This window comes from Corynebacterium sp. LK33 (genome assembly GCF_014334955.1).
In the GTDB taxonomy this organism is placed as follows: domain Bacteria; phylum Actinomycetota; class Actinomycetes; order Mycobacteriales; family Mycobacteriaceae; genus Corynebacterium; species Corynebacterium jeikeium_D.
The window spans coordinates 1-15,980 of sequence record NZ_PDGU01000027.1; the positions used below are offsets into that span (position 1 = coordinate 1).

16 protein-coding genes and 7 tRNA genes are annotated in these 15,980 nt (G+C 56.3%); 16 read left to right on the top strand and 7 right to left on the bottom strand.

Going from position 1 to position 15,980, the window contains the following annotated elements:
- Window positions 1-79: 79 nt before the first annotated feature.
- The 6 genes from CRD20_RS10525 to CRD20_RS10550 form a co-directional block, all read right to left on the bottom strand.
- Window positions 80-152: transfer RNA gene (locus CRD20_RS10525), tRNA-Gly, on the bottom strand.
- Between the two features lie 27 nt (window positions 153-179).
- Window positions 180-254: transfer RNA gene (locus CRD20_RS10530), tRNA-Val, on the bottom strand.
- A gap of 66 nt (window positions 255-320) precedes the next feature.
- Window positions 321-393: transfer RNA gene (locus CRD20_RS10535), tRNA-Gly, on the bottom strand.
- A gap of 27 nt (window positions 394-420) precedes the next feature.
- Window positions 421-495, bottom strand: a tRNA-Val gene (locus tag CRD20_RS10540).
- A gap of 32 nt (window positions 496-527) precedes the next feature.
- Window positions 528-598 (bottom strand) — tRNA-Cys (locus tag CRD20_RS10545).
- A gap of 66 nt (window positions 599-664) precedes the next feature.
- Window positions 665-737, bottom strand: a tRNA-Gly gene (locus tag CRD20_RS10550).
- A gap of 358 nt (window positions 738-1,095) precedes the next feature.
- Between CRD20_RS10550 and CRD20_RS10555 the strand changes: the two genes are divergently transcribed.
- The 14 genes from CRD20_RS10555 (at window position 1,096) to CRD20_RS10620 (ending at window position 13,700) form a co-directional block, all read left to right on the top strand.
- Window positions 1,096-1,170, top strand: a tRNA-Val gene (locus tag CRD20_RS10555).
- 185 nt (window positions 1,171-1,355) lie between these two features.
- On the top strand, window positions 1,356-1,946 hold the full coding sequence (locus tag CRD20_RS10560) for a copper resistance protein CopC (protein WP_187405377.1): 591 nt from the start codon (window positions 1,356-1,358) through the stop codon (window positions 1,944-1,946).
- 4 nt (window positions 1,947-1,950) lie between these two features.
- Entirely contained in the window at window positions 1,951-2,559 is a 609-nt protein-coding gene (locus CRD20_RS10565; RefSeq protein ID WP_187405378.1) for a copper chaperone PCu(A)C, read from the top strand.
- Window positions 2,560-2,846: 287 nt separating this feature from the next.
- Window positions 2,847-4,073, top strand: a complete 1,227-nt coding sequence (locus CRD20_RS10570) for a Dyp-type peroxidase (protein WP_187405379.1) — start codon at window positions 2,847-2,849, stop codon at window positions 4,071-4,073.
- A 159-nt stretch (window positions 4,074-4,232) separates the two neighbouring features.
- A complete protein-coding gene (gene thrS / locus CRD20_RS10575; RefSeq protein WP_222866307.1) occupies window positions 4,233-6,227 on the top strand; it encodes a threonine--tRNA ligase in 1,995 nt (664 codons plus the stop codon).
- Between the two features lie 151 nt (window positions 6,228-6,378).
- Entirely contained in the window at window positions 6,379-7,014 is a 636-nt protein-coding gene (locus CRD20_RS10580) for an HIT domain-containing protein (protein WP_042388668.1), read from the top strand.
- Complete coding sequence (gene pgsA, locus CRD20_RS10585; RefSeq protein ID WP_187405381.1) at window positions 7,008-7,709, top strand: phosphatidylinositol phosphate synthase; 702 nt, start codon at window positions 7,008-7,010, stop codon at window positions 7,707-7,709. The genes CRD20_RS10580 and pgsA overlap by 7 nt, the downstream gene beginning before the upstream one ends.
- A gap of 11 nt (window positions 7,710-7,720) precedes the next feature.
- Complete coding sequence (locus CRD20_RS10590; RefSeq protein WP_187405382.1) at window positions 7,721-8,623, top strand: phosphatidylinositol mannoside acyltransferase; 903 nt, start codon at window positions 7,721-7,723, stop codon at window positions 8,621-8,623.
- A 2-nt stretch (window positions 8,624-8,625) separates the two neighbouring features.
- Window positions 8,626-9,768 carry a glycosyltransferase family 4 protein gene (locus tag CRD20_RS10595; protein ID WP_187405383.1) on the top strand — a complete coding sequence of 381 codons (1,143 nt, stop codon included), beginning with the start codon at window positions 8,626-8,628 and terminating at the stop codon, window positions 9,766-9,768.
- A 53-nt stretch (window positions 9,769-9,821) separates the two neighbouring features.
- Window positions 9,822-10,325 carry an NUDIX hydrolase gene (locus tag CRD20_RS10600; protein ID WP_187405384.1) on the top strand — a complete coding sequence of 168 codons (504 nt, stop codon included), beginning with the start codon at window positions 9,822-9,824 and terminating at the stop codon, window positions 10,323-10,325.
- 139 nt (window positions 10,326-10,464) lie between these two features.
- On the top strand, window positions 10,465-11,367 hold the full coding sequence (gene pdxS, locus CRD20_RS10605; RefSeq protein ID WP_005511452.1) for a pyridoxal 5'-phosphate synthase lyase subunit PdxS: 903 nt from the start codon (window positions 10,465-10,467) through the stop codon (window positions 11,365-11,367).
- 2 nt (window positions 11,368-11,369) lie between these two features.
- Window positions 11,370-12,248: an acyl-CoA thioesterase II gene (locus CRD20_RS10610; protein WP_187405385.1), complete on the top strand. Its 879-nt coding sequence runs from the start codon at window positions 11,370-11,372 to the stop codon at window positions 12,246-12,248.
- Complete coding sequence (gene pdxT, locus CRD20_RS10615) at window positions 12,248-12,868, top strand: pyridoxal 5'-phosphate synthase glutaminase subunit PdxT (protein WP_187405386.1); 621 nt, start codon at window positions 12,248-12,250, stop codon at window positions 12,866-12,868. Before CRD20_RS10610 ends, pdxT begins: the two co-directional genes overlap by 1 nt.
- A 79-nt stretch (window positions 12,869-12,947) precedes the next feature.
- Complete coding sequence (locus CRD20_RS10620) at window positions 12,948-13,700, top strand: YebC/PmpR family DNA-binding transcriptional regulator (protein WP_049172992.1); 753 nt, start codon at window positions 12,948-12,950, stop codon at window positions 13,698-13,700.
- Between the two features lie 379 nt (window positions 13,701-14,079).
- Here CRD20_RS10620 and CRD20_RS10625 read toward each other — a convergent pair whose 3' ends face one another.
- Complete coding sequence (locus CRD20_RS10625) at window positions 14,080-14,544, bottom strand: DUF3817 domain-containing protein (protein WP_187405387.1); 465 nt, start codon at window positions 14,542-14,544, stop codon at window positions 14,080-14,082.
- Between the two features lie 115 nt (window positions 14,545-14,659).
- Between CRD20_RS10625 and ruvC the strand changes: the two genes are divergently transcribed.
- Together ruvC and ruvA are read left to right on the top strand one after the other, a co-directional pair.
- Window positions 14,660-15,217, top strand: a complete 558-nt coding sequence (ruvC, locus tag CRD20_RS10630; protein WP_048731311.1) for a crossover junction endodeoxyribonuclease RuvC — start codon at window positions 14,660-14,662, stop codon at window positions 15,215-15,217.
- An 82-nt stretch (window positions 15,218-15,299) separates the two neighbouring features.
- On the top strand, window positions 15,300-15,920 hold the full coding sequence (gene ruvA, locus CRD20_RS10635; protein WP_048731308.1) for a Holliday junction branch migration protein RuvA: 621 nt from the start codon (window positions 15,300-15,302) through the stop codon (window positions 15,918-15,920).
- The last annotated feature ends 60 nt before the right edge of the window (window positions 15,921-15,980 follow it).

Consider the following 15,980-nt stretch of genomic DNA (forward strand, 5'->3'; position numbering starts at 1 on the left):
TAGGACTCAATGAAACTGGTTGCCTAGCAAAGGTTAAACGAAAACCCCCTCCCGGATACCCGGGGAGGGGGTTAGTCTGAGCGGATGACGGGACTCGAACCCGCGACCCTAACCTTGGCAAGGTTATGCGCTACCAGCTGCGCTACATCCGCAAATACGCTCGCCCATAAGGGCTTACGTGGTGCGCGATACTAGGATTGAACTAGTGACCTCTTCCGTGTCAGGGAAGCGCTCTCCCACTGAGCTAATCGCGCTGGGGTAAAAGCTATATAGAAGCTTTCAAGCGCAACCCCCTTCCAGGAGAAGGGGGTTTTGCACTGAGCGGATGACGGGACTCGAACCCGCGACCCTAACCTTGGCAAGGTTATGCGCTACCAGCTGCGCTACATCCGCAAATACGCTCGCCCATAAGGGCTTACGTGGTGCGCGATACTGGGATTGAACCAGTGACCTCTTCCGTGTCAGGGAAGCGCTCTCCCGCTGAGCTAAACGCGCATTACATCGAAACCGGTAAGGAATCTCTGCTGAGGTGGAAACGGGAATCGAACCCGTGTACACGGCTTTGCAGGCCGTTGCCTCGCCACTCGGCCATTCCACCGTGAGGCTGCCGCCTCAGTGGTTGCCTCGAAGTTATACCACAGAGCTTAACTTCTTGAGAAACCAGAGCGGATGACGGGACTCGAACCCGCGACCCTAACCTTGGCAAGGTTATGCGCTACCAGCTGCGCTACATCCGCATCACGTTGCAAGAAGAGCGAAGAAGAATCTCAATTGCTCTCTTGCGGTGCGAAAGATACTTTAGCGTGCTTGTGCGATTGATTACAAATTACCAGGTGAGCATCTGTATTGTGCCTGTGGGGATTGGGCTAAAGGCGGATCTTTGACGCCTCTGAATCGCAACTATGTCATTTATTCACTTTCGCGGGTTTGTTCCTGGGCGGCTATCGAGTCGCTAGCGGCATGCAATCCCATAGGAGGGGTAAGAAATCTTCGAGCTGCGGAATCGCAAACGCAAAGAAACTCAATTAGGGAAATTCCCAAAACGCGTGCTAACTTATTCCGCAGAGCAGCAAAGGCATAATGCTTTTCTGTCCGAGTCCCATAGCTCAGTGGAAGAGCGTTCCGTTCACACCGGAAAGGTCGCTGGTTCGAACCCAGTTGGGACTACCATTTAAAACCCCGGTCGACGCATCGTATAAAAACTGCGCGGCTGGGGTTTTGCTGTGTGACCTGAACTATATTCGTCCCTCTCGGGAACTTTTCTGGACTACCATCCGACAATAGGTATAAGGGCAGCGGTCAGACTACTGCTGTTCTTCTCGAACTGTCCCGCTTAAAGGAGTTGAACTGTTCTAGTGAGTCCCCGGGTCGCTTCAGGCGAAACGTTTCGGTTCTCAAAGTCGGGTTTCCGGCGTGCAGTAGCCGCCGCTGCGGCGCTTGTAGTCTTTGCAGGTGCGTCAGTTATTAATGCTGGCCCCGCGCATGCCCACGATTCCGTGCTGTCGTCTAACCCAGGCGACAAGCAGGTTCTCGATGAATTTCCGCACCACGTTTCTCTCAAGTTCTCCGGCAACCCCAAGAACAATTTCAACACCGTTGCAATTAGTGATGCAGATGCCAAGGAAGTCCTGTACTCCCACGAGCCAGAGGTAGTAGGTAATGAGGTCTCTTTGGATATCCCTGAGGATATTAATCCAGGCCCTGGTAACTACATCATTGGTTTCCAGATCACGTCCTCGGATGGCCACTCCACTCGGGGTAAGACCACTTTCTCAGTGGCTGATCCGGATGCTGCTGGCGCAGCCGAAGCTGGGGCAGAATCTCGTCAGACCGGTGCGCACGCCGAGGAAACGAAGTCAATACCGCTATGGGCTTATGGCCTCGGTGGTGGACTCATCGTCATCATCGCCGCTGTCGTCATCGTTATTAATCGAAAGGCAAAATAGACACATGAAGCTCAATCGCACTGCAACTGCACTGATCGCTGGTTCCGCAGCCCTGACCCTTGCTCTGGCAGGATGCTCGTCCGACGATAACACTGCTGCTGAAGTGACTGAGTCCGCAACCTCCGCTGCGACCGAAGCTACCTCTCAGATGGAGAAGAGCGATGCTGCTGTGCAGCTGGCCGATGCCTACATCAAGGAAAAGCCGGCTGACAAGGGCATGACCGCCATCTTCGGTACGCTGACCAACAACACCGATAGGGACATCAAGGTTTCCTCCTTCAAGCTTGAGGGGCTGAAGGAAGGCACGAAGTTCGAGCAGCACGACACCAAGGACGGCAAGATGTTCGAGGTGCCGGAAGGTTTGACGATTCCGGCTAATGGCGAACTCGTTCTCGAACCGGGTAGCACTCACTTCATGATTATGGACAATGATGAAGCTATGGATGTGGGAGCTGAATACAAGCTCGTCATTGAGCTTTCCGACGGCTCTAGCATTACCCAGGACGTTGAGGTTCGCGTCCAGCCAGCAGGTGAAGAGGACTACGGTAATGACGGTGACCTGAACAACCCAGAGCACATGGGCGGCGGTGAGATGGATCACTCGGGTCACTAATTCTTGTGACGAGTTGGTCAAGTAATCGCTCGTCGTAAAGCGGGCGTGAGCTCAGGTACGTCGAGGAATTGACTAACTGGAATCTAATGGTGGCAGAAGCGCTGGGGTTGGCAGGTTATTGCAGCATATGCAACGAACTCCGGCGCTTTTCTTTTTCCGAAAAAGGTTTTCGATACGGTCGAATTGGATAGGCCAGTGGTTGCGTTGAAGCTATTAAAAAATTGGCGAATCCCCAGCCACCTCATGTGCTCCAGTTCGAAGTAATCAGAAAGGTAAGAGTGCACAAAATGTCCGAAGGCTTTTCCAGAAGGCGTTTTCTTGGCGGGCTCGGCACCGCCGCAGGAGCCTCAGCGCTCGCCCTGGGGGCGCCGGAAGCCCAGGCGATTGGGTTGGAACGTCCACAGGAAGAGCCGCCGAAACCGCCTTTGCAGACAGCAACCGTACCTTTTGATGGCGCTCACCAGGCGGGGATTGCGACGCCCGCACAGGCGAATCTATGGCTAATAGCCTTCAACGTGAAGAAGGGGGTAGATCGCAATCGCCTTCAAAACCTCATGCGTGCCTGGACGGATGATGCCCGCCGAATGACAGCCGGCAAGGCTACTCGAACGGATTTGGAACCCGAGCTCATGGGGAGTCCGGCCAATCTGACTATCACAGTTGGATATGGGGAAAACTTCTTCACAATCATCGATAGGGAAGACCAGAAGCCGGAGTGGCTGGGGGATCTGCCAAAATACGTTAACGATGAGCTTCGCCCGGAGTGGAACGGCGGAGACCTGTGCCTGCAGATTTGTGCGGACGACCCGGTAATGGTCTCTCATGCGGCACGAATGATGATCCGAAATGCGGGTTCCTATTTGGATGTCCACTGGGTGCAAGCTGGTTTCCAGCACGCCAATGGTTCTAGGCAGGAAGGCGAAACCCCGCGTAATCTCTTCGGTCAGAAGGACGGTACGGTCAACCCGCGCACTCGTGAAGAATTCGACAAGCAAGTGTGGATTGATAGTGGCCCGGACTGGTTGCGGGGCGGTACAGCGATGGTTGTCCGCCGTATTGAAATGGATATTCCAGGCTGGGATGTCTTGGACCGCGAAAGCCGCACTGTTATTACCGGCCGAGATATCGGCACCGGTGCGCCAATTGGCGGTAAGGACGAGTTTGAGACCGTCGACCTGGCGAAGACTGATGAATATGGTCTGCCTCTGACGGATCCGAACAGCCATGTTGCACTGTCAATGCCTCCGAAGGAGAAACCTAATCAAAGGATTCTGCGACGGGTCTACAACTATGACCTGCCACCGGAACCGAATGGTCGATTCGAGACCAACACCGGCCTGGTATTCATTTGTTTCCAGAAGGACCCGTTGGAGCAGTTCGATCCGATTCAGGAGCGGCTGTCCAAGAACGACCGTCTCAATCAGTGGATTTTCCACATTGGATCCGCTGTGTTTGTCATGCCGCGAGGAACTTCTGAGGAGGAGTACTGGGCGCAGGACCTTTTCGAGGCCTGAGTTTTGGCCGTGCGGTAAAGTGTGTGAACGACTGACGAAGGTCACCAGGTATGTGATTTTCGAAGACACTTTGAAAAGGAGTACACGCACGCCGTGTCAGAAGAATTTGCAACCCCAGCACCGTTTTCCGTGCCCGCAGGAGTTTCTGCGGGCGAGGCGATGAGAGACCTGGGTTTCCCGAACAAGGGCGTTGACGCCATCGTTTGTGTCCGCGACCCTGAAGGCAATTTGAAGGATTTGTCCTTTAAGCCAGAAGTGGAAACCGTCTTCGAGCCCGTTCCGGCGAATACTCCGGACGGTCGCGATGTCATCCGCCACTCTGCGACTCACGTGATGGCTCAGGCCGTGCAGTTGGAGTTCCCTGGGACGAAGCTGGGCATTGGCCCTGCCATCGACAATGGTTTCTACTACGACTTCCGTGTCGATGAACCTTTCTCGCCGGAGGATCTCAAGCGCATCGAAAAGCGTATGAAGAAGATCATCAAGTCTGGTCAGCGGTTCGAGCGCTTTGCGTTCGAGTCTGCTGATGAGGCGCAGGAAGCGCTTGCCGACGAGCCGTATAAGCTCGAGCTGATTGTTGAAAAGTCGGCCGGCAAGGTGTCCGAAGATGATGAGGCCAATGTCGACGTCGGTGGTGCAGGTACGACCTTGACCGGCTACCGCAACGTCAATCCGCGTACTGGCGAGACCGAGTGGTTTGATCTTTGCCGCGGCCCGCACGTGCCGACCACCCGCTACATCCCTGCTTTTAAGATCACGCGTTCTTCCGCTGCGTACTGGCGGGGTGACCAATCTCGAGATAACCTGCAGCGTGTTTACGGCACTGCGTGGGAGTCCAAGGAAGCGTTAGACGAGTACCTCGACCGCATGCTCGAGGCTGAGAAGCGCGATCACCGCCGTTTGGGCTCCGAGCTGGATTTGTTCAGCTTCCCGGATGAGATTGGTTCTGGTTTCCCGGTATTCCATGTCAAGGGTGGCATCATCCGCAACGAGATGGAGCAGCACTCCCGTCGCCGTCATATCGAAGCGGGCTATGACTTTGTGAACACGCCGCACGTAACTAAGGGTGACTTGTTCAAGAAGTCTGGTCACCTGGACTTCTACGCGGATGGCATGTTCCCGCCGATGCAGCTCGACGGCGAATATGACGAACACGGCAACTGCACCAAGGCTCCGCAGGACTACTACGTCAAGCCGATGAACTGCCCGATGCACAACCTCATTTTCGCATCGCGTGGTCGCAGCTACCGTGAACTTCCGATTCGTATGTTCGAGTTCGGCACCGTCTACCGCTACGAGAAATCAGGCGTTATCCACGGTCTTACCCGAGCCCGTGGCTTTACGCAGGACGATGCCCACATCTACTGCACCGAGGATCAGCTGGAAGAAGAGCTCACTAATGTCCTCGACTTCATCATTTCGCTTCTGCGTGACTACGGCCTGGATGACTTCTACCTGGAGCTGTCTACGAAGGACGAAAAGAAGTTCGTCGGCTCGGATGAAATTTGGGAGAAGTCCACAGCTATTCTCCAGCGCGTTGCCGATGCTTCTGGCCTCGAGCTCGTTCCTGATTCGGGCGGAGCCGCTTTCTATGGTCCGAAGATTTCCGTCCAAGCCCGCGATGCCATCGGCCGTACTTGGCAGATGTCGACGGTACAGCTCGACTTCAACCTGCCGGAGCGCTTCGAGCTCGAGTACACCGCACCTGACGGAACCAAGAAGCGCCCGATTATGATTCACCGTGCGCTTTTCGGCTCCATCGAACGTTTCTTTGGCGTCCTATTGGAGCACTACGCAGGTGCTTTCCCGGCTTGGCTGGCTCCGGAACAGGTTGTTGGTATTCCGGTTGCGGATGACTGTATCCCACACCTGGAGGACTTTGCTGCACAGCTGAAGTCTCGTGGCATCCGCGTCCACGTGGATACGTCCGATGACCGCATGCAGAAGAAGATTCGCAACCACACCCAGGCCAAGGTTCCGTTCATGATTCTGGCTGGTGCCCGTGACATTGAGGCAGGTGCCGTCAGCTTCAGGTTCCTCGATGGCACCCAGATTAACGGGGTGGCAGTTGAGAAGGCTGTGGACATCATCTGTGATTGGGTTGCTTCGCGGAATAACGAACAGCCGAACAAGGAGAATGTCTCTGCTCTCTAGAGGTCGTTAACGCTCTCTAATTCGACTGCGTTGTTTTAACTGGTGAACCACGCGTGGTAATCCAAAGAAGTTGACCGCGAGGTCGTAAACTACAGCAGAGAAATATATGTGGTCGGGGCTCGAATGGGGTTCCGGCCACGCAACGAAGGGGATGGCAGTGAATCAGTCGGGAAGTGAAGAGTTGCCTCCGCAGCAGCAGGGCAATGCCGGCCAGCAAGAATCGTCTGATGGCGTATACGTTGACAGCGGTTACGGCGAACCGGATCGGCTCACGCGCTTATGGGCACCGTACCGGCTGGATTACATCGTCAAGCGTGGTGTGCATAACTCCAAGCCATCCCGTAACCCCTTCGTTGATTTGCCGAAGCAAAGCGATGAGGAAGCACTCATTATCGCTCGCGGCGAGTGGGTGTACGCCGTTTTGAATCTGTTCCCGTACAACCCAGGGCACCTCATGGTGGTTCCATATCGCGAAGTCGCCAACCTTGAGGACTTGACCGACGAAGAAACAGCCGAGATGATGCGATTTGCCAAGCATGCGGTTCGTACTCTCAAATCGGTTTCGCGTCCGCACGCCGTCAATGTAGGTTTCAACTTGGGCAAGGCCTCCGGCGGTTCGGTCGCCGATCACCTGCATATGCACGTCGTACCGCGCTGGTCGGGTGACAGCAATTTTATGACCGTGATCGATGGCACCAAAGTGTTGCCGCAGGCTCTTCGTCAGACTCGCGAATTGCTTGCCGACGGCTGGCGTGCCCTTAATCAAGAGGATGGGGCAGCATGCTGAGTGTCCGTGGCAGGGCTCCAATCCGCCCAGTAGTTGAACCGATTGCCGCTGCACTTTTGCGGGTCGGCATTAGCCCGAACACGGTCACCCTGGTGGGAACGGTAGTTTCCGTTCTGCTTGCGGTAATCCTGATTCCTACCAACCATCTTTTCGCAGCTGCGGTGTCAATCGCTATTTTCACTGCTTTTGACCTGCTCGATGGCATGATGGCCAGACTTCGAGGGCAGGGAACGAAATACGGAGCGACGCTGGATGCTTCCTGTGACCGCATTACGGATGCTGCACTGTTCGGGGCGATAGCGTATTGGGTGGTGTATCACCATGACGCGGATTCAGTGCTGCTTATTCTGACACTGATCACCATGGGATCTTCCCAGGTCATTTCCTACGTTAAGGCTCGGGCAGAAGCTAGCGGCCTCAAGGTCAACGGCGGTCTCGTCGAACGTGCGGAGCGCCTGATTATCGGTCTAATCGGCATTGGGCTCCAGGGGCTTGGCGTGGACTATGCCCTCTACGTCGCAATGTGGCTCCTGGCGATTGGGTCGGTATTCACCGTCGTTCAGCGCTTGTACATGGTGGCTAAGCAGCCAGGAGCGTTGGATCCCATCGCCCCGCCAGAAGGCGCAGCTGATAGTTCATCTATCAACCCTGACTCTGCTACGAAGTCCACGGGTTCGGCTGATTCCAACAACTAAAGGAGGATACGATGACTAGTTTCTTCCTGCCTCGCTCGAAAGATGATTTCGTTGCGCTCGGCTATATGGCCGGGTGGAAGATTTTTGGTCTGCTGCCGGAACGCGTGGCCTACCGCATCGGCAACATAGCCGCCGATCGTGTAGCAGCAAATCCAGCGACTACCCGCCAGCTTCGCAAGAACCTGGCTCGCGTTATGGGCTGTTCGCCTGAGGAAGTGCCGCAAGGTCTTATTCGGGCTTCCATGCGTTCCTATCTACGCTATTGGGTGGAGGCATTCCGGTTGCCCTCCATCGCGTCGCCAGAGTTGGCAGACACGGTCGAATCCACCAGCGATGGGCTCGAACGAGTTGCTGAGGCCCTCGAGGCCGGAGATTCCATCGTCATCCCACTGCCGCATTCTGGTAACTGGGATATGGCAGGTATGTGGCTCGTTTCCCGCCATGGTCGGTTCAGTACCGTGGCGGAACGGCTGAAGCCAGAGGTACTTTACGACGCTTTCGTGGAGTACCGCGAATCCCTCGGATTCCACATTCTCCCGCTTACCGGTGGCAAACCCGCGATGCCGGAACTGCAGAAGCGATTGGAAGAAGGTGGCGTTGTGTGCCTGCTGTCTGATCGTGACTTCGGCGGCCACGGGGTCCCGGTCACTTTTTTCGGCGAGCAGACGACAATGCCGGTCGGTGCAGCAAAGCTGGCACAGGACACGGGCGCTCGGCTTATGCCCGCGGGCCTGTCCTACACGCGCGATGGTTGGCGTTTTGTAGCGCATCCATTCGTGCCGACTGAGGGGCGCGATCTACCTGACATTGTCCAGGACATCGCTACTGGTTTTGAATCTGATATTGCCCAGCATCCAGCGGATTGGCACATGATGCAGCCACTGTGGCCGGCGGATAAGAAGAGGTCAAAGTAGCCGTGCGAATCGGAATGGTGTGCCCGTACTCGTTCGATGTCCCAGGAGGGGTTCAAGCTCACGCGATTGACTTGTGTGAGGAGTTTATCCGTCGCGGCCACGAGGTCAGTCTTATCGGCCCGGCTAGCGCGCAGGCGGACGTGCCGGATTTCGTTGTTCGAGGTGGTGCCGCCATCCCGATTCCGTATAACGGCTCGGTCGCTCGGCTCTCTTTTGGTCCCCGCACGAGCCGTCGAGTCCGCACATGGATCGAGGAAGGTAACTTTGACATCCTTCATATCCATGAGCCGAATTCGCCCAGTTTTTCCATGCTGTCGTTAGTAAACTCGGTCGGCCCAATCGTCGCGACCTATCACTCTGCGGCGACAGATTCCCTGGCATTGAAGCTGGCCACGCCATTTTTGCGGAAGTACCTCGAACGCATTCGGGGAGGTATCGCTGTCTCGGAAGTGGCGCGTCGCTGGCAGGTTGAGCAACTCGGCGGCGACCCGGTTCTCATTCCCAATGGTGTCCGTGTTGGAGATTTCGAGTCCTGCCCGGCCGCCTCATCGTTGCCTGAGATTCCGCCACGGTGTGAAGGGGTCTATCGGCTTGTCTTCCTCGGACGCTTCGACGAATCTCGTAAGGGCTTTGACGTCTTGCTCGACGCGTTGCCAACAATACGTGCGGAGATTCCACAGCTTGAGGTCTGTGTCGTTGGTGATGGTGATATCGCGGCAGCTCGTCGTAAAGCGGGCAGAAACGCAGATGTCCTGCATTTCGTCGGCAGACTGTCGGAGGATGCTAAGGCGTCAATACTCGCCGATGCGGATGCGTACATTGCCCCGCAGCGTGGTGGGGAGAGTTTCGGCATCGTGCTGGTAGAGGCGATGGCGGCGGGTGCGCCGGTGATCTCCAGCGACATCGATGCGTTCAAACTCGTGCTTGACGACGGCCATTACGGGCTTCACTTTGAAAACGGTAACTCCGCAGACCTTGCGGATGCAGTCGTACGCCTTTTGACGCAGCCAAAGTTGGGGGAGGAGCTTCGCGCACTCGGGCATAAGCGGGCTTGGGAGTATGACTGGTCGCAGGTCGCCGACGGCGTTCTGCGTGTGTACGATACGGTGCGCATGGATGGCGAAAAGGTCGTCATTGCGCCATAGAGATTTCCGTCGTGGCAGCTGATTAAACGCAGCGGAGTGAAAGTGGGTTTTCGGTGGACGTAACCGTTCCAATCTGGGTCGTTGTCCTAGTCATTGCGCTGATTGTCGTACTCGTTGGCGGTTTGGTGGCTTCATCGACAGCGACGCGTTTGAACCGTATGCACATTCGCACGGACTTGGCGCGTTCTTCACTGGAAGCGGCGTTGGGGCGAAGGGCCGCAGTCGCTCGTGCCGCCTACCCGGAACTCGCCGGCGTAGTGGCGAAGGTGGAAGCCACACCACTTAGAGCCAACAACACTGGGCAGCGTGCAGACGTGGAAAACGAACTGACTAGGAAAATTGTGGCGCTCTATGAGGAACAGCCCGTGGACCGGACGATGGCAATTGAGCTTTCTGACGCCCATACGCGGCTCGAGCTCGCCCGCCGTTTCTACAATGATGCGGTGACGGATACGAAAGCACTGCGAGCCAGGCCGCTAGTGCGCGTGCTGCGGCTGGCGGGCACTGCACCTGAACCGGAATATTTCGATGTTGCAGATGGACTGACAACGGCTTAATTGTGGGAAAACCCGCTGTTGTGCTGGAAGTTCGCGGTGTTTTCTGACTCAATGAACAGCACTGTCTAGTTCAGGCGTTATAGTGTTAAACGACTACAAACAGTCACATTCACCAGTTTTATTAGGGAAGTAGGGTTCGTTGAGCACGGTTGAGAACAACTCCGGGCAGGGCACCGCACGCGTCAAGCGCGGTTTCGCTGAGATGATGAAGGGCGGCGTCATTATGGACGTCGTTACTCCGGAGCAGGCCAAGATCGCTGAGGATGCCGGCGCAACTGCCGTGATGGCGCTGGAGCGCGTCCCCGCCGATATTCGCGCAGAGGGTGGCGTGTCACGTATGTCTGACCCGGACATGATTGAGGGCATTATCAATGCCGTCTCCATTCCGGTTATGGCCAAGGCCCGTATCGGCCACTTTGTTGAGGCACAGGTTCTGCAGTCCCTCGGTGTTGACTTCATTGACGAGTCCGAGGTTCTGACCCCGGCCGACTACTCGAACCACATCGACAAGTTTGACTTCACCGTGCCGTTCGTCTGTGGCGCGACCAACCTGGGTGAAGCTCTGCGCCGCATCAACGAGGGCGCTGCCATGATTCGCTCGAAGGGCGAGGCCGGTACCGGTGATGTCTCCAACGCTGTGACTCACATGCGCACCATCCGCGCTGAGATTAACCGTCTGCGTTCTATGGCTCCGGACGAGCTCTACGTTGCCGCCAAGGAGCTGCAGGCACCGTACGAGCTGGTACGCGAGGTCGCTGAGACCGGTAAGTTGCCAGTCGTGCTGTTCACCGCAGGTGGCATTGCAACTCCGGCTGACGCTGCAATGATGATGCAGCTCGGTGCTGAGGGTGTCTTTGTTGGTTCCGGTATCTTCAAGTCCGGTGATCCGGAGAAGCGCGCCAAGGCTATCGTCCAGGCAACCCAGCACTACGATGATCCGAAGGTCATCGCTGATGTCTCCCGCGGTCTCGGCGAGGCAATGGTCGGCATCAACGTCGACGAGATTCCGCAGCCGCACCGACTCGCTGAGCGTGGCTGGTAAAAATGGCTAACATCCGCGAGGTATTAGATCTGGAGCAGATTGACCGGGACATTTTCCGTGGCCCAGTCATTAAGTCAATCCTGCAGCGCACTTTCGGTGGCCAAGTTGCCGGCCAGTCCCTCGTCGCGGCGACGCGCACGGTGGGTAATACCTTCGCGGTGAACTCCCTCCACGCCTACTTTGTAGGCCCGGGCCGCCCCCATATCCCGACGGTGTACATGGTCAAGCGTATTCGCGACGGCCGGTCTTTCTGCCACCGCTCCGTCGAAGCTGTGCAAGATGGCCGTACGATTTTCGTAATGCAGGTCAGCTTCCACCGTAAGGGGGATGAGGGACTCGAGCACTCTGACGTGATGCGCAAGGTGCCAAATCCTGAAGATGTGGTCACCGACTCGTCTGAGATGACGAACACTCGTCGTCTACTAATGCGCGAGTGGGCGGACTGGGATATCCGGGTAGTGCCGGATGATCAGTTCGAACACAACAAGTACACCCCGTCCCAGCAGCTGGTATGGTTCCGGTGCAAGGATCGCCTGCCGGATAACGAGACCTTCCACGTCTGCACGCTGGCGTACATGTCGGATATGACTTTGCTGTCATCGGCACTCGTTCCGCATCCAGGCGTTGAAGTCCAGGAAGCCAGCCTCGACCACGCGATGTGGTTTATGCGTCCGTTCCGTGCGGATGAATGGCTGCTCTACGACCAGATTTCGCCATCGGCGCACGCGGGTCGCGCATTGACTCACGGTCGCATCTTTAACCAAAAGGGCGAGCTCGTGGCCGTCGTCACGCAGGAAGGGCTGACCCGAAGCCTGGCTCCGGGGGTTGAGCCCGTGCCAGTGGCGACGAACTTCGATGCTCGCAGTGAGAACCTAGATTAATGACACAGGAAACAATCGGTATCCTAGCTCTTCAGGGCAACGTTGCCGAACACGGATATGTTCTTGACCAGCTCGGCGTCTCGCACCGAAAGGTGCGCTTGCCGCGCGACTTGGAAGGACTTAGCGGGTTAATTTTGCCCGGCGGCGAGTCCACGACCATGAGCAAGTTGATGGTCTTCAATGAGCTTGAAGACCCGCTGCGGGAAGCCCTCCGCGATGGCCTTCCGGCATATGGCACCTGCGCCGGCATGATTTTGCTTGCCGACCAAGTGCTCGATACCCGTGCGGATGCCGTTAGCCTGGGGGTGATTGACATCACCGTCCGTCGTAACGCATTTGGCCGGCAAGTGGATTCCTTCGAAACTGACTTGGATATTCCGCAGCTGGCGATCAGCGGTGACCAGCCGCCTGTGCACGCCGCCTTTATTCGCGCACCGTGGGTCGAGCGTGTCGGTGATGATGTTGAGGTGCTAGCGCGGGTGCCAGAATCGGCTGGAGAGACCGCAGGTACAGTGGTCGGAGTACAGCAGGGGGCTGCGATGGCCACCAGCTTTCACCCGGAGTCGACGGGGGAGACGCGGCTCCACGAGTTCTTTTTGCGAGAGCTTGTCGGCATTTAAATCCCCGGTTTGTATAATGAACACCTGACGAATTCCCATCTACATGGGTATTGACGAGAGGAATGGTAGGAACTAGCACATGGCGGGTCATTCAAAATGGGCAACCACAAAGCACAAGAAGGCTGCTAATGACGCCAAGCGCGCCAAAGAGTGGGCAAAGATGATCAAGAACATCGAGGTCGCGGCTCGTACCGGCGGCGGTGATCCTGCTGGTAACCCCACCCTCGATGACATGATTAAGAAGGCCAAGAAGGCCTCGGTTCCCAACGACAACATTGAGCGTGCCCGCAAGCGTGGTTCCGGCGAGGAGTCCGGCGGTGCTGACTGGGAGACGATTGTCTACGAAGGTTACGCACCTGGTGGTGTCGCTTTGATTGTGGAGTGCCTGACTGATAACCGTAACCGTGCTGCTTCCGATGTGCGCTCGGCGTTCAACAAGAACAACGGCAACATGGCAGACAACGGCGCCGTGGCTTACCTGTTCGAAAAGAAGGGTGTCGTCGAGCTGCCGAAGGGCGAGCTGACCGAGGATGACCTGCTTATGGCGGTTCTCGATGCTGGTGCAGAGGAGGTCAACGACCTGGGCGAAAAGTTCGAGGTTGTCTCCGCCTTTACCGATCTGATGAATGTCCGCACCGCTCTTGTCGATGCCGAAATGGAGTACGACTCCGCAGATCAGGACTACCGCGCTTCTACCACGGTGGCTCTCGATGCTGACGGTGCACGCAAGCTCTTCCGTCTGATTGACGCTCTCGAAGAGTCCGACGACGTGCAGAACGTCTACTCGAACGCCGACATCAGCGACGAGGTTATCGCCGAACTCGACGACTAGGCGTTTGCTTGGCGACGGTTCCGCTGACCGGCTTCCCGGCGTTAAAGGGGTGCCCCCGCAGGGTAGTCTGCAGCGCTGAATTGCGCGGCGAGCTGGTGTAAATGGAAGATCCCCATCGGAGAATCGTCCGATGGGGATTTTTTTTGGGGAAAAATTACGGGCTGCGCGTGTGAATACGGCTGCAAATGTGAAACTGTGCGAGTTTATGTCACTTCCAGACGATTTTTCAGGTCATTTTTGTCATAAACGCAGTCAGTAACTCGCATTGGGGTAAGTAGCGAAGGGTGCCCGCCCGCCGACGCACCGGTCGACACGCCAGACGGACACACTTTTGCCAATAAACCCGATTTTGGTTTCTGAAAGTTTTAGTAGAACCGTTTTAAGAGAACCACTGAGTCGGAGGTCCCGCCATCAGCAACAGTGTGAAGACCACGACGAGAACAATCAGGATGACGAATGCCGAGATAAACGGGCGGCGAATAATCATCGCGAGTGCCCACTCGAAAATGCCCTGTGGCTCCTCGGATTCGTCGGTAAAGCGCCAGGGCCGATCCAAGAGGCCTGCCTTCAGTGTGTTTCGTTCAAACGGATAGGTTGCGAATGGAATGATAGAAGAGGCGAGGCCGATGACACCGCGGCCAAAGCTCCACTGCTGGTTGATCCACACCATGATGGTGGTGACTACGTAGCACAGGAACGTAAAACCGTGGATGCCGCCGAAGATGGTGGTGGCGATGTCAGTGACTTTGAACAGGTACTTCAGTGCCAGCCCCAAGAGCAGCAGAGCCCACGTGACCATTTCAGCTGCAGCGAGAACGCCGTAGAGCTTCTTCGGTGAATTCATGGTGTTAAACCTATCAGAACCAACGGTTGGTACCCCGTGTAGCTACGATACAAACAGCTGTTCGAAATGTGGTATTAGTGGAGAGGTGAATTATCGAGCTGGATCTCTGCGGGTGATGGGTATCGACCCTGGCCTTACTCGTTGTGGTCTCTCCATTGCGGAAGGTGCTCAGGGCAGGAAAGTCATTCCCATTGCGGTGGGGGTCGCCCGCACACCAACCACGGCATCGTTGGAAGATCGTCTTCTACGGCTTTCCAATGCCGTGGAGCAGTGGATGGATGAGTACGAGCCGGACGTGGTTGCGATGGAACGGGTATTCGAGCGCGGCAACGTGTCCACCGTAATGCAGACTGCGCACGCGGTTGGTGTCCTTGTCCTCGCTGCGGCGAGACGCGGTTTGGAAGTGCATATGTACACGCCGTCGGAGGTAAAGAAGGCGCTTACCGGCAACGGTCGGGCTGATAAGAAGCAGATGACCATGATGGTGACGAGAATCCTCGGGTTGGAAACTCCGCCAAAACCTGCGGACGCAGCGGATGCGTTGGCCATCGCTATCTGCCACTGTTGGCGTGGTCCGGTTCTGCAACGCCAGCGCGACACCTTGGCTGCGCTTGCTAAGCAACACGAGGAGCGGGAGTTGGAGCTTTCTCGCCGTGAGAATCCCTCGCGGTAGGGGAGCCTGCTAGAGCACACTTGTGAGTTCGGCGTTTATCGCGGTGTCTTTAGGGAAGCCGTAGTGAAAGGAATTGTGAGAAGTGATTGCATCTCTACGCGGTGAGGTTATCGATCTCGGTGCGGACTATTGCGTTATCGAGTGCGGTGGTGTCGGGCATTTGGTCACCATTACGGGCAGGTTAGCTTCTCAGTTGGTGAGGCATGAGCAGACTTTCATGTTGACCACAATGGCGGTTCGTGAAGATGCGATTACGCTTTTTGGTTTTGCCAACTCGCAGGAACGTGAGATGTTTGCGCTCTTGCGCACTGTCTCGACAGTGGGGCCAAAAGTAGCGATGTCTGTTCTATCGGTACTGTCGCCGGCCGAGATTGCCAATGCGGTTGCCTCAAAGAATGCCAAGGCCCTCCAGGCGGCTAACGGCGTCGGCAAGCGATTGGCGGAGCGCCTGTTGGTTGAGTTGAAGGATAAGGTCGAGGTTTTCGCGGATAGGGCGGTATCCCAGCCGGAGGAAGCTGCAAGCGGAGCAGCGCCTGGCATTGTTTTGAAGGCAGATCTGGATCAGGTCGTTGGTGCTTTGGTCGGGCTTGGGTTCCCGGAAGCTGATGCGAATGAGGCAGCGGAGACTGTTGTTCGGATTGATCCGACCTTGGATACATCAATGGCGCTGAAGGCGGCGCTAAAGACATTGGGCGAAAAGTAAATCCAGGTCGAGGACCTGCAGCTACATTGATGATGAAAAATGGCAGTGCACTAGGATGAG

Coding starts and splice junctions, on each gene's coding strand:
- CRD20_RS10620 (WP_049172992.1), top strand. CDS start 12,948: ATGGCGGGTCATTCAAAATGGGCAACCACAAAGCACAAGAAGGCTGCT.
- CRD20_RS10625 (WP_187405387.1), bottom strand. CDS start 14,544: ATGAATTCACCGAAGAAGCTCTACGGCGTTCTCGCTGCAGCTGAAATG.
- CRD20_RS10610 (WP_187405385.1), top strand. CDS start 11,370: ATGGCTAACATCCGCGAGGTATTAGATCTGGAGCAGATTGACCGGGAC.
- CRD20_RS10590 (WP_187405382.1), top strand. CDS start 7,721: ATGACTAGTTTCTTCCTGCCTCGCTCGAAAGATGATTTCGTTGCGCTC.
- thrS (WP_222866307.1), top strand. CDS start 4,233: ATGAGAGACCTGGGTTTCCCGAACAAGGGCGTTGACGCCATCGTTTGT.
- ruvC (WP_048731311.1), top strand. CDS start 14,660: ATGGGTATCGACCCTGGCCTTACTCGTTGTGGTCTCTCCATTGCGGAA.
- CRD20_RS10565 (WP_187405378.1), top strand. CDS start 1,951: ATGAAGCTCAATCGCACTGCAACTGCACTGATCGCTGGTTCCGCAGCC.
- CRD20_RS10580 (WP_042388668.1), top strand. CDS start 6,379: ATGGCAGTGAATCAGTCGGGAAGTGAAGAGTTGCCTCCGCAGCAGCAG.
- pdxT (WP_187405386.1), top strand. CDS start 12,248: ATGACACAGGAAACAATCGGTATCCTAGCTCTTCAGGGCAACGTTGCC.
- CRD20_RS10570 (WP_187405379.1), top strand. CDS start 2,847: ATGTCCGAAGGCTTTTCCAGAAGGCGTTTTCTTGGCGGGCTCGGCACC.
- pgsA (WP_187405381.1), top strand. CDS start 7,008: ATGCTGAGTGTCCGTGGCAGGGCTCCAATCCGCCCAGTAGTTGAACCG.